A 13,253-nucleotide genomic window follows, 5' to 3' on the forward strand; every position below is an offset into this window, starting at 1 on the left:
ACTAGATATGGTGGAAAGGATTGGTCGATGCTTGACTAGGTACAATATCGATTGCCCAGCCCTTTTCTTCCTTCCATTGATTAAGAAGCTCTGCAATTTTTTCTACAAATAAAACTTCGATATAGTGGCCTGGATCTAACGCTAGCAAACCATCAGACAACATATCTTGAGCTGTGTGGTAATAAATATCTCCAGTGATATAGACATCTGCTCCCTTAGCTAAAGCATCTTTATAAAATGACTGCCCGCTACCACCACAGATCGCCACTCTTGAAATAGGCTTCTGCCAATCATTCTCTTGATAATGCACCATTCGAAGACTATCTAGACCAAAGACTTTCTTGACATGTTGGGCCAATTCCCCAAAAGTCTGAGGCTGAATATTTCCAATACGTCCAATCCCACGTTCAGAACCTGTTTCCTGCAGATAAGTCGTCTCCTCAATGCCTAGCATCTGACAGAACCAGTCATTGAGACCATTTTCAACAATATCAATATTGGTATGGCTGACATAAACTGCAACATCATGCTTGATCAGATCAATGTAAATCTGATTTTGCGGACGGTTGGCTACCAAGTCCTTGATGGGACGGAAAATCGGCGCGTGCTTGACGATAATCAAGTCCACACCCTTTTCAATGGCCTCTGCCACCGTCTCTTCACGAATATCGAGAGCCACCATGACGCTTTGGATATCCTTGTCTAAAGTACCAATTTGTAGGCCACGACTGTCTCCCTCCATGGAAAATTCCTGAGGGCAAAAGGCCTCGTATGCGTTAATTACTTCACTTGCTAACATGGAGCACCTCCTTAATGGCTTGAATCTTATCTACTAGAACTTGACGTTCCTCCAGATTTTTGTCTGGAATTTGTCCGAGAGCAAATTCTAGCTTAACAGCTTCTTTTTGCCATTTTTGGACAAAGACTGGGCTGACTTCTTTGGACAAGAAAGGTCCAAAGCGAACATCACTGGCAGATAACTTCATTTGTCCTGCTTCCACTACCAAAATCTCGTAAAACTTACCAGCTTCTTCTAGAATGCTTTCTGCCACAATCTGGAAACCATGGTCTTGCAACCAAATGCGCAAGTCGTCTTCACGATTATTGGGCTGGAGAATCAAACGCTCTACATTTGCTAGCTTGTCCAAGCCTTCTTCTAAAATCCTGGCAATCAAACGACCACCCATACCTGCAATGGTAATGACAGATACTTGGTCTGCCTCTTCAAAGGCTGCCAAGCCATTGGCTAAACGGACTTGGATTTTCTCCTTTAGGCCGTGAGCCTCAACATTTTTAACTGCAGATTGGTAGGGACCTTCCACCACCTCACCTGCAATGGCACTTTTGATTTTTCCTCTTTCGACCAAGTCGATCGGCAGATAAGCATGGTCACTCCCCACATCTAGTAAAATGGCATCCTGTGGCACGAAGGAAGCCACTAATTCTAATCTCTTTGAAATCATCTTCTCTCACTTTCCAAAACTCTATTACCTCTTATTATACCACATTTCAGCTAGCAATCTTACACCTAAAAAGACCGCAATCCACAGATTGCAGCCTTTCTTTATTTTCTAGCTTGATAGCGACTAGTCAGGATGAAAATCACGGTAAAGATCAGCATCATGGCTCCATAAACAGGTAATGTTTGTCCAGTCAAGGTTGAAATTTCAAGCAATTTTTGAATTATTGGGAAAAGAGCTGTAGCTAGGAAACCTCCTACAGACCAGACAATCAAGAGAACACGCCAGAGGGTAAATGGCATACAGGCTCTAAATACAGATAAGAAACCAATTGACCCCAAGAGATAATAGAGGAGGGTTGACATTTCTAACTCAGACCAGCCTTGGCTACTTCCAAATAGTTTCACGAAAAGAACGCTGAACACAACCATGAGAGCACTTGGTAGAGCACGAATCAAGGATTTTCTGAGGAAGTTTGGCTCAACTGGTTTGATATTTCGCTCAAAAGTTAGAACGAATGGTGGGAAACCTTCCACGAACTGGTCGATCATGGTAATCTGAATCGGGATGAAAGGGAAAATCAAAATCCACTCAGACCGACCTAATAAAGCACTAGCAATACAAATGACTGCGAGCAAGAATGAGTAGATGGTCTTTATCAAGAAAATTGGTGCAATATGAGCAATGTTATTGACCACGCGACGACCCTCAAAGAGAATCTCAGGAACATCATTAAAATCAGAGTTTAAGAGAACCAGATTGGCAATCTGACGGGTCGCAGGATCTCCCTCAGCCATTACGATAGAACAATCCGCCTCGCGAAGAGCCAAGATATCATTGACTCCGTCCCCTGTCATAGCCGTTGTATGCCCTGCTTTTTTCAGCGTTTGGATGATGAGTTTCTTTTGATGAGGGGAAACACGTCCGAAAATAGCTGTCTCTTCAGCCACAGCAATCAATTCCTCATCCGTAATTTTCGAGCAATCTACATAGCTGTGATAGTCCGCAAAACCAGCCTTCTGGGCAATACTGGATACAGTGACCGGATTGTCACCAGAGATAATTTTGAGTCCCACTTCCTGAGAACGAAGATAGTCCAGGGTCTCTGCTGCCCCTTCTCGAATAGGATCTAAGATTTCCAGCAAGGCTAGAGCCTGAATATCAGAAGGTTTCTGTGGTTTGTGAAGGTCCAGTTTTTCCTGACTGAGAGCCAAGACCAAAACACGTGACCCTCTCTCCAAGGCCTCTCTGGCTTCTGGGACTTCAGAGTCCAGCAACATCTCAGGCGCCCCTAAGAAAACTGTCCCCAAACCGTCCAACTCCATAGTCCCCCACTTACGGTCGCTTGAGAAGGGGAGATTGGAAATCATAGGATAAGCAGCTTCTCCCACAAAACGCTGTCGAATGGCCTGAGCTGTTGGATTTTTATCATCACTATGAGCCATATAGCTGGTCAAAATGCTGGCAATAGCCTCTTCACCGTAAATTTCCGTCAGTGGAAGAATAGCCTCTACCTGCATCTTTCCTTGGGTGATGGTGCCCGTTTTGTCCAAACAGAGCATATCCACGCGCGCCAAGGTCTCAACAGAATACATCTCCTGCACCAAGACCTTTTTCAAACCCAACTTAATCACTGCAGTCAAGAGCGAAGTAATGGTCAAAAGGGCAATTCCCTTGGGCAACATTCCCAGAAGGGCTGTCGACGAATTTACAACGGACGACTTAAGAGGCAAGCCTTTTAAAAGTAAGGCTTCCAGCAAGAGAGCTAGACCAAAAGGAATGATAATTTTCCCAGTAAAACCTGCTAACTTGTCCAGCGATTTCATGATCCGAGAGTTAATGGGTTTAACGGTCTTGGCTTCCAGCATGAGTTTGGCAGCATAGTTGTCGGCACCAACATGGTGAACTTGAGCTAAAACTGACCCACTAGCTAGGAAACTTCCTGACAAAAGCAAGGCATCCACTTCCTTTTGCACTAAATCACTCTCACCCGTCAACATAGCTTCATTGACTTCCGCAAAGCCTTCCAAAACCCGCGCATCACTAGGAATCTGCTCCCCAGCAGAGAGACGAATGACATCACCCAGCACCAATTCTTCTGGATTAAGAGCGACTTCTTGGCCATCACGAATGGTTTTAACTTTTTCCTTGGTCATAAGATTGAGCTTGTCCACCATGTGTTTGGCTCGTAGTTCAGTCACAATCCCTGAAAAAGCGTTAAAGCAGATAACAGCAAAGAAGACCAAATTGCTCCAAGCCTGTACAAAGGCTAGCGCCAAAGCAATGGCAAAGTTCAAAGCGTTAAAAAGGGTAAAGACATTTCGTTTGATGATTTGCCAAGTGCTGGTACTAGCCGAAGCAGTAAAATCATTGACCAAGCCCTTAGCCTGTCTTTCCTTGACTTCTCTTTGGGTTAATCCCATAATCTTATTTTTATCCATAAATTCTATCATATCATTTTTTCTAAAAGAATTCTAATTCTATCCAAAAACTATCCACTAATAACTGAAAAAGTTTGCCTGTAGTCTTTCGATAAGGTATAATAATAAAAGCAATACAATCGAAGGAGATTTCATGTTTTATACTTATTTGCGTGGACTAGTCATGCTGATTTTGTGGTCCATCAATGGCAATGCCCACTATCACAATACGGATAAAATTCCTAATCAAGATGAAAACTATATCCTCGTCGCACCTCATCGTACCTGGTGGGATCCTGTTTACATGGCCTTTGCGACCAAGCCAAAACAATTTATCTTTATGGCTAAAAAAGAACTCTTTACCAACCGTATCTTTGGCTGGTGGATTCGTATGTGTGGTGCCTTTCCTATCGACCGTGAAAATCCTAGCGCTTCTGCCATCAAATATCCCATCAATGTTCTCAAAAAAAGTGACCGCTCGCTCATCATGTTTCCAAGTGGGAGCCGTCACTCAAACGATGTAAAAGGTGGCGTAGCTCTGATTGCCAAGATGGCCAAGGTCCGTATCATGCCTGTCACCTACACAGGTCCTATGACTTTGAAAGGCTTGGTTAGCCGTGAACGTGTGGATATGAACTTTGGAAATCCTATCGATATCTCAGACATCAAGAAAATGAATGATGAAGGGATTGAAATGGTTGCAGACCGTATCCACGCAGAATTCCAACGTTTGGACGAAGAAACCAAGCAATGGCACAATGATAAAAAACCCAATCCACTCTGGTGGTTTGTCCGCATTCCTGCCCTCATCCTTGCCATTATCCTCGCTATCCTAACCATCATCTTTAGCTTTATTGCAAGTTTCATCTGGAATCCAGATAAGCAAAGAGAAAAACTTAGTTAAATACATACAACAATCCCTTGGCTTTTGCCAAGGGATAAATCTTTTATTTGATTTTCCATTTTTGGGCCAACCAGCTGGAAAAAGTTAGGAATCGCTCAGCTAATTGTTCATGGTGTCCATAAGGATCAAAGACAAACTGACCGTTCGGATAGCGTTTCTGAAGACTGGTATAAATCTGCTCAGCATAGGCTGGTGCTTGAGCCAAACGATTGGTATGATGGGCTCCTTCTGTTTGACCGTTCTGTAAATACAGTAAACAGTCCAAATTTTTCACATTTTCTTCCTTGCAGTAAGCCACAAAATCAGGGTACCAAAAGGAACCGCAGATCGAAAAGACACAGGAAACCTTGTCAAAACTGAAAAGACTATAGACTGCCGCCAAGCCACCTAGTGAATAACCTCCGTAGGCAAGGCGAGTTTCGTCCAGACGATAAAGCGACTGCAACTTATCTAAAAGACCTCCAAATAAATGATCATGATAGTCGTTGGCCTGACCTCCAAAATCTGGAGCTCCATCTCTCAGAGCAGCTGCCTTCCAGGGAGTGTAGTCGTCTAGGCGATTTTTAGAGGTCAAGCCCACTAAAATCACAGATTCGGAAAGGGACGATAAGAAGTCCGAGTTTCCATCATTCAAGAGAATCGCTGGATAGGTTTGATTGGGATTGTAGTTAGAAGGAAGGCTGACCTTGACTTGGATTCCTTCCCAATCAAACTCATTATTTATTGATAAAGTCATTAATTTTCTCAAGGGAATCAATCACTGCTGGACCATAGTCCATCAATTCATCGTAAGAGATAGTCATGATTTTTTGATTCTTAATGGCAGGTACGTTTTCCAAAACTTCATTTGCTTTCATCAACTCTACTGCGTTGGCATCCAATTTTTTATTGCGGTCACTAGTTACATAGATAATCAATTCAGGATCCATTGACACGAGGTTTTCTAAGGTCAAGCCTGATGTTCCAGTGGCCACGTTGGTATAACCAAGTTGGTTCAGCAAACTTTCTTGCAAAGCAGACTTGTAAGCACCGAAGGTTTCGTCGTTATAAGCAACCATAATCAAAGCCTTTTTCTTTTCACCTTGGCTTGCTGGATTGGCTTTCTTAACAGCGTCAATTTTGGCTTGTAATTGGGCTGCGTATTCATTGGCCTTGTCCTGCACATTAAAAATCATTCCAAGATTTTTGACATCTTCTACGATATTTCCCAAATCTTGCTGAATCGTTGAGAGAGAGGCTTTTTGCGTATAGACTGGGATTTTATTTTCATTCCAAGTGCTAACTGTCCCCAAGGATTTTTCAGAAAACATCATGTTTCGCCCCATCACCGCATCTGGCTCATAAGAAAGGACTGTCTCTTGTGACACTGTTTTTTTATCCCCGATTTGAGGAATAGCTGCAATAGCGTCCTTGTATTTGTCCGTCACAGCATTATCAGGATTGAGCATGCCAGCAATTTTATCCTTCAGCTCTAACTCCAATAAGATTTCAGTGGTTGAAAGATTGTTGGTGATAACTTTTTCAGGGGCCTTGTCAAAGACTTGTTCGACTTCATTTCCCTTAGCATCATAGGTTTTAACCGTTAGTGGATAAGTCGTCTCTGTGCTCGCCTTTTGACTTGTTTCTGTGCTAGATTGTGTAGTAGCTTTTTCTGTAGTAGTATTGCCACAAGCTGCCATGGTTAGGGTAGCTACTGTCACGAGTAAAATACTGAGTGTTTTTTTCATTTTGTTTTCCTTTTCTTTCTTATAAATAGTGAATCATGGCTTGCTGATCCTCGGTCCAAGTCACCTGACTTTGAACTCCGTATACAGTTTGCAATGACTCAGGTGTGATGGTCTCCTTTGGAGTCCCTTGGTAAAGGATTTCCCCCTCTTTCATCAGATAGAGATAATCCGAATAGCGACAAGCAAGTTGAATATCATGCAGGACAGCTAGAACATTGACCCTAAGCTCCTTCACAATGGCCAACAAGTCTAGCTGATACTTGATATCCAGGTGATTGGTTGGTTCGTCCAGGAGCAAGAGAGTCGGTTCTTGCGCCAAGGCTCGGGCTAGTAAGACTCGCTGTTTCTCTCCCCCTGACAGGGACGAATAGAGACGAGTTTTCTTCTCCAGCATATCCACCTTAACGAGGGCATCTCGAACGAGCTTAAAATCCCTTTCCCTTTCCTTCTGTAAAAAAGTGAGGTGAGGAGTTCTTCCCAGCAAGACGATTTCCTCAACTGTACAATCAAACTGCAGCTGGTTAAACTGGGTCACAACTGCCATTTGCTTGGCTGTTTCTTTGAGTGACCAATATTCCAGCGGCTTTCCATCTAGGCTTATCAAGCCTTTGTTCGCCTTTTCCTGACGATAGAGGAGTTTAAGAAGACTGGTTTTCCCACTTCCATTTGGTCCTAGTATCGTGTGAAATTGATGCCCCTCAACCTTAAGAGAAACTCCTTTGAGGATTTTTTTCTCTCCTAGTCCAAAGTGGACATCCTGACAAATCAAGTCCATATCAGCCCCTCACCTCCCTTCGCCTACCTCCAACAATGTAGATAAAGAAGGGGGCACCTACTAAGGCTGTAAAAATACCAATAGGCAACTCAGCATTTTGAATGATGGTACGAGAGAATACGTCTGCCCAAATGACGAAGAGGGAGCCTAGCAAGGTTGCAACAGGAAAAAGCCTCTTGTAATTCGTTCCCACTAACCCCCGAGCTAAATGTGGAGTAATCAGACCGACAAATCCAATAATCCCACAGGTTGCCACTAAGACTGCTGTCAGCACAGCCACCATGGTCACATAAAGATACCAATAAAAGCGTAAGGGAATCCCCAAAGTTAAAGCAGCCTCATCTCCCATCATCATCGCATTGAAAACACGATACTGAGTAGAGAAAAATAGAAAGGCCATTCCTACTACTATAGTTGGCAGGACCAAGTCTACCCAGGAAGTCCCAGCGAGCGAGCCCATAGTCCAAAACTTAATGGTCATCACACTATCCGCATTAGCACCGACTGAGATAATAAAGTTTGAAAAAGCCAGAAAGAGAGCATTGACCACCGTTCCTGATAAAATCAGACTGGAAGTCGTCATCCTTCCCTGCATAGAGGCAATGATGAGAACAGCAATTGTTGCCAAAATAGCTCCAAGAAAAGCTCCAAGGCTAATCATCACTTTTAAACCAAGAATGATGCTCAAGGTTGCCCCTAGAGTTGCACCAGCAGATATTCCTAAGACGTAAGGCTCTGCGATGGGGTTGTTCACTGTAGACTGCATCACACTACCACACATAGAAAGACCTGCTCCTACTATCAGACCTAACAATACTCGAGGGAATCTCATGTTCCATACAATGGCAAGAGTAGACTTGGAAACCTCTCCTATCTCCAGAGGAAATCCCAACCTGCTCAAAATAATCCGATAGGTATCTCCTAGATTAATCGCAACGGATCCCATAGAAACTGCTAGAAAGAGAGAAATCCCTAAAATACCTAGCAAGATACCTAAAAGTAACATAAATTGCAGGTCTTGTCGGCTTCCAGAAAATTTGGAAAGCATGTAAACCTCCTTTGATAGAATATTAAAAATTTAGAAAATTCTCATGAAAAGTATACCATATTTTCAACTAGGTAACAAGCTGAGAACAAATGAATATAGTTGGTTTTATTGTGCTAGGAAGCATGAGCAAAGATAATACTTGAGTATATCAAGGTAAGACGACAACATAAAAAGCCCTCTGAAGTCAGAGAGCTAATTTGAGCTCGGGCTAAAAACCTAGTGAAACAAAAAAATCTACACGATCAGAAAAGTCTCTATCGTGCCATTTTCATACATGATGTATAGTCCAAGTAGAATGAATACTACGGGCACAATGATTCGCTCGTATTTTTCAATTGTCTCGGATATTAACGGAATAGAGGATAACACCCGACTAATCTCGCAAAAGATAATTATGCCGATTACAAACACAAGCAACGCCACGAGGGTCTGTGACCAATCTAACGAAGCAAAATAAGGTATATAGATACCTAAATTATCTCCGCCAGACGCAATTGTCAGCAATGTAACTGTCCAAAACAGTTGATTTGACTTGCTTTGTTTTAATCTTTCAATAATTTCTTCCTCTTCTTCCTCACCTTCTCCAACAATTGCAAAGCGAATCCCTAAATAGATAGGGATTAAACCGAGCAATCCAACCATCCATTCTTCAGGCACGAAATTAACGACATAAGCAGCAACTAAACTCGCCCCTACAAGTAAGCCTGTGCCTAGATATTGCCCCGCATAAATATGCCATTTCTGTTTATTCTGTGATAATTGTGCAAATAAAATAATTAAAATAATTAAATAATCGATACTGGTGGAAATATAAACACCAATAGCAGATATGATTGTCTGTACCATAAAAAAACCTCCTGTATTAGTCAGCAATAAATCAGCAGATTTTAGGAGAGCACAGACACATTAATTTAGCTATCGCTAGTGGGTAATGTCGAACATAGGAAAGCATTTTACTCCTCCTCAAAATGTAGTTACAAAGTAATTTCTCACTGGAATTCGGTGACTACTTCCATGTAAAGTATAACATACTATACTATACTTCGTAAAGTATGGGCTCTCCGAGTAGCTGCGCACCCTTATGGTGCAATTAGCTGATACCATTTGAGGTTTTTGTAGGCTCCAACATTGTGACCGATAAAACCTCAAAAAAAGGCCCTCTGAAGTCAGAGAGCTGATTTGATCCCGGGCTAAAATCCTAGTGAAAAAGATGAAACTCCCTGTGTTCATCGAACACGGTGTCGTTTCCCTATTTTCATACGGATTTTTGATGCCCTTAGCATCATGATTCTTGCTGGATAAACCGTTTATAGACTAGGCGACGAGGCGAAGATTGTACAAAAATGTTAGTGAAACAAAAAATCTCCCCAAAGGGAGATGATCTGGTTTATTTTACCTTACAGTGCTAGGAACCGTAACCGAAGATTATACTTGAGTATATCGAGGTAAGGTGACAAAAATAAAAAAGCTACTCAACTAGAGTAGCCTTATTTTCAAGATATGCTTAATTGAACACAGCCTAAGCACTTGGCAAAAAAGATAAAATCTCCTAGAAACTGAAGTTTCTTCGTCAATTTTCCTATTTTTGCTTTGTACTTTTGACGGCCTTTGTATCTTGAATTAACGACGAAGTCCAAGAGAGTTGATCAACTCACGGTAACGGTTAACGTCGTTTTTACGCAAGTATGCAAGCAAGTTACGACGGCGACCGATTTTCTTCATCAATCCACGGTAAGTAGCGTGGTCTTTTTTGTGTTGTTTGATGTGTTCGTTAAGGTGGTTGATTTCCCAAGTAAGGACAGCAACTTGAACCTCTACTGAACCTGTATCACCTTCGTGACGTGCATATTGTGCAATGATTTCATTTTTTTTCTCTTTTGAGATTGCCATGATGTTTCTCCTTTTTATTTGGCTTCATCCGAGTGACAGGTTGGCATGCCTGTAACCAAGAAGAAGTTATTTGTCTTTACGACATTTCCTATTCTACCAAGAAGAAGCATCTTTGTCAACTGATTTACTGTTCTTACCGCAAATGTGCTATAATAGTTATAGGAAGGATATCTAAGTAAACATCTTGAAAAGAGAGGTGATTACCATGCGTAAATTTTTCAAATATCTCCCCTACTATCTGGTCATATTTTTCTTTTATTGGCCACTTTATGAGCTGTTATTACGGACTATTACTAAAAACTATATCTTGAAGGAGCTCACCATCAGCAACGTTATTATCTTCTCTCCACTGGTGACTTTCATAGTATCACTATTCTACTCTTATCGTTTCAAGTTCTCAGTTTGGTGGTTCATTGGAATTGGGATCCTCTTTTGCTTTACCATCATTACTTTTGGAGAATTTATCCTTCTCTACTTCCTAGTCTATGAAATCTTTGCCCTCGCGGGTATGGCTGTCGGTGTCGCTATTAAGAATCTAGTGCAAAAACTGAAAAATAAAAAACTTTCACAAAAACCTTGAAAAATCTCGCAATCATGCTATAATAATGCATAGAGACAAGTCACTTAGAACCTTTCTATCAGAGAGTGCGTGGTTGCTGAGAACGCATAGGAAGACTATACTGATACTACTCTACTGACTTTTATGCAAACATAAAACGGTGGCCACGTTAGAGCCAATCAGAGGTGTCCCTCTTTTTTGAGGAACATAAATGAAGGTGGAACCACGTTGCGACGTCCTTTTTAGGATGTCGCTTTTTTGTTTTTCTTTATTTAAAACTGCAAAATAGGGAAACACTTCTGCTTTAGAAATTATTGATAACTAATATAAGGAGAACATCATGATTAAAATTACTTTCCCAGATGGCGCTACTCGTGAATTCGAATCTGGCGTTACAACTTTTGAAATTGCCCAATCCATCAGCAATTCCCTAGCTAAAAAAGCTCTTGCTGGTAAATTTAACGGCAAACTCATAGATACTACTCGTGCTATCACTGAAGACGGTAGCATCGAAATCGTAACACCTGATCACGAAGATGCCCTTCCAATCTTGCGTCACTCAGCGGCACACTTGTTCGCTCAAGCCGCTCGTCGTCTCTTCCCAGATATCCACTTGGGTGTCGGTCCAGCTATCGAAGATGGTTTCTACTACGATACAGACAACCAAGCTGGTCAAATCTCTAACGAAGACCTTCCTCGTATCGAAGAAGAAATGCAAAAAATCGTTAAAGAAAACTTCCCATCTATTCGCGAAGAAGTAACCAAAGATGAAGCGCGTGAAATTTTCAAAAACGATCCATACAAGTTAGAATTGATCGAAGAACACTCAGAAGACGAGGGTGGTTTGACCATCTACCGTCAAGGTGAATATGTGGATCTCTGCCGTGGCCCACACGTCCCTTCAACTGGTCGTATCCAAATCTTCCACCTTCTTAACGTAGCTGGTGCTTACTGGCGTGGAAATAGCGACAATGCTATGATGCAACGTATTTACGGTACAGCTTGGTTCGACAAGAAAGACTTGAAAAACTACCTTCAAATGCGTGAAGAAGCCAAAGAACGTGACCACCGTAAACTTGGTAAAGAGCTTGACCTCTTCATGATTTCTCAAGAAGTTGGCCAAGGACTTCCATTCTGGTTGCCAAATGGTGCGACTATTCGTCGTGAATTGGAACGCTACATCGTAGACAAAGAGTTGGCTTCAGGCTATCAACACGTTTACACTCCACCACTTGCTTCTGTAGAACTTTACAAGACTTCTGGTCACTGGGATCACTACCGTGAAGATATGTTTCCTACTATGGATATGGGAGATGGGGAAGAATTCGTTCTTCGTCCAATGAACTGTCCTCACCACATTCAAGTCTTTAAACACCATGTTCACTCATACCGTGAATTGCCAATCCGTATCGCTGAAATCGGAATGATGCACCGTTACGAAAAATCTGGTGCCCTCACTGGTCTTCAACGTGTGCGTGAAATGTCTCTTAACGACGGTCACCTCTTTGTGACTCCAGAACAAATCCAAGAAGAATTCCAACGTGCCCTTCAGTTGATTATCGATGTTTATGAAGATTTCAACTTGACTGAGTACCGTTTCCGCCTCTCTCTTCGTGACCCTCAAGATACTCACAAGTACTTTGATAACGATGAAATGTGGGAAAATGCCCAAACCATGCTTCGTGCTGCCCTTGATGAGATGGGCGTTGACTACTTTGAAGCTGAAGGGGAAGCAGCCTTCTATGGACCAAAATTGGATATCCAAGTTAAGACTGCCCTTGGAAAAGAAGAAACTCTTTCTACCATCCAGCTTGACTTCTTGCTCCCAGAACGCTTCGACCTTAAATACATCGGAGCTGATGGTGAAGAACATCGCCCAGTTATGATCCACCGTGGGGTTATCTCAACTATGGAACGCTTTACAGCTATCTTGATTGAGAACTACAAGGGTGCCTTCCCAACATGGCTTGCACCACATCAAGTAACCCTCATCCCAGTATCTAACGAGAAACACGTTGACTACGCTTGGGAAGTAGCTAAGAAACTCCGTGACCGTGGGGTTCGTGCTGATGTGGATGAACGCAATGAAAAAATGCAGTTCAAGATTCGTGCTTCACAAACACAAAAGATTCCTTACCAATTGATCGTTGGGGACAAGGAAATGGAAGACGGAACTGTCAACGTTCGTCGCTATGGACAAAAAGAAACAGAAACCATGCCGGTAGATGCATTTGTAGAATTGATTCTTGCTGATATCGCCAACAAATCACGAGTTGAGAAATAAGGGATAACATTCTAGCTAGCTAAAAAGCAACAACTATTTGTACTGCACCCCAAAAGTTAGACAGAAAAAATCTAATTTTTGGGGTGTTTTTATTATGAAATTAACTTATGAGGATAAAGTTCAGATCTATAAACTTAGAAAGCAAGGATATAGTATAGAGAAGCTTTCAAATAAATTTGGGATAAA

Annotated in this window: 12 protein-coding genes and 1 pseudogene; 4 read left to right on the plus strand and 9 right to left on the minus strand. The window is 42.0% G+C overall.

The features are described from left to right. Window position 1 precedes the first annotated feature (1 nt). The 3 genes from D2908_RS04100 to D2908_RS04110 form a co-directional block, all read right to left on the minus strand. Window positions 2-799 (minus strand): Nif3-like dinuclear metal center hexameric protein, encoded by a 798-nt coding sequence (locus D2908_RS04100; RefSeq protein WP_117305069.1) that lies wholly within the window; start codon window positions 797-799, stop codon window positions 2-4. Continuing rightward, window positions 786-1,463: a tRNA (adenine(22)-N(1))-methyltransferase TrmK gene (locus D2908_RS04105; RefSeq protein ID WP_117305071.1), complete on the minus strand. Its 678-nt coding sequence runs from the start codon at window positions 1,461-1,463 to the stop codon at window positions 786-788. Before D2908_RS04105 ends, D2908_RS04100 begins: the two co-directional genes overlap by 14 nt. Window positions 1,464-1,564: 101 nt before the next feature. After that, the gene (locus tag D2908_RS04110; RefSeq protein ID WP_117305101.1) at window positions 1,565-3,901 is read right to left on the minus strand and encodes a cation-translocating P-type ATPase; all 2,337 of its coding nucleotides are present in this window, start codon (window positions 3,899-3,901) and stop codon (window positions 1,565-1,567) included. Between the two features lie 133 nt (window positions 3,902-4,034). Between D2908_RS04110 and D2908_RS04115 the strand changes: the two genes are divergently transcribed. After that, window positions 4,035-4,784, plus strand: a complete 750-nt coding sequence (locus tag D2908_RS04115) for a 1-acyl-sn-glycerol-3-phosphate acyltransferase (protein ID WP_117305073.1) — start codon at window positions 4,035-4,037, stop codon at window positions 4,782-4,784. 43 nt (window positions 4,785-4,827) lie between these two features. Here the strand turns inward: D2908_RS04115 and D2908_RS04120 are convergent, their stop codons facing one another. The 6 genes from D2908_RS04120 to rpsO all read right to left on the minus strand — a co-directional run bounded on the left by D2908_RS04120 (window position 4,828) and on the right by rpsO (window position 10,224). Then, entirely contained in the window at window positions 4,828-5,520 is a 693-nt protein-coding gene (locus D2908_RS04120) for an alpha/beta hydrolase-fold protein (protein WP_117305075.1), read from the minus strand. Continuing rightward, window positions 5,501-6,511, minus strand: coding sequence for an ABC transporter substrate-binding protein (locus D2908_RS04125; protein ID WP_117305077.1), 1,011 nt, complete (start codon window positions 6,509-6,511; stop codon window positions 5,501-5,503). The genes D2908_RS04120 and D2908_RS04125 overlap by 20 nt, the downstream gene beginning before the upstream one ends. Window positions 6,512-6,530: 19 nt before the next feature. Beyond that, window positions 6,531-7,286, minus strand: coding sequence for an ABC transporter ATP-binding protein (locus D2908_RS04130; protein ID WP_117305078.1), 756 nt, complete (start codon window positions 7,284-7,286; stop codon window positions 6,531-6,533). Window position 7,287: 1 nt separating this feature from the next. Further along, window positions 7,288-8,334, minus strand: a complete 1,047-nt coding sequence (locus D2908_RS04135; RefSeq protein WP_117305080.1) for an iron ABC transporter permease — start codon at window positions 8,332-8,334, stop codon at window positions 7,288-7,290. Window positions 8,335-8,568: 234 nt separating this feature from the next. Further along, window positions 8,569-9,180: a CadD family cadmium resistance transporter gene (locus D2908_RS04140; RefSeq protein ID WP_117305082.1), complete on the minus strand. Its 612-nt coding sequence runs from the start codon at window positions 9,178-9,180 to the stop codon at window positions 8,569-8,571. 774 nt (window positions 9,181-9,954) lie between these two features. Continuing rightward, window positions 9,955-10,224, minus strand: coding sequence for a 30S ribosomal protein S15 (gene rpsO / locus D2908_RS04145; protein ID WP_001018251.1), 270 nt, complete (start codon window positions 10,222-10,224; stop codon window positions 9,955-9,957). A 205-nt stretch (window positions 10,225-10,429) separates the two neighbouring features. On the opposite strand from rpsO, the gene D2908_RS04150 reads away from it, so the two are divergent. From D2908_RS04150 to D2908_RS04160, 3 genes and pseudogenes are all read left to right on the plus strand, one after another. Beyond that, window positions 10,430-10,804 (plus strand): hypothetical protein, encoded by a 375-nt coding sequence (locus D2908_RS04150; protein ID WP_117305083.1) that lies wholly within the window; start codon window positions 10,430-10,432, stop codon window positions 10,802-10,804. Window positions 10,805-11,123: 319 nt separating this feature from the next. Further along, entirely contained in the window at window positions 11,124-13,067 is a 1,944-nt protein-coding gene (gene thrS, locus D2908_RS04155) for a threonine--tRNA ligase (RefSeq protein ID WP_117305085.1), read from the plus strand. A gap of 94 nt (window positions 13,068-13,161) precedes the next feature. After that, window positions 13,162-13,253: pseudogene (locus D2908_RS04160) on the plus strand (transposase); the annotation flags it as partial.

The organism is Streptococcus sp. LQJ-218, assembly GCF_003428885.1.
In the GTDB taxonomy this organism is placed as follows: domain Bacteria; phylum Bacillota; class Bacilli; order Lactobacillales; family Streptococcaceae; genus Streptococcus.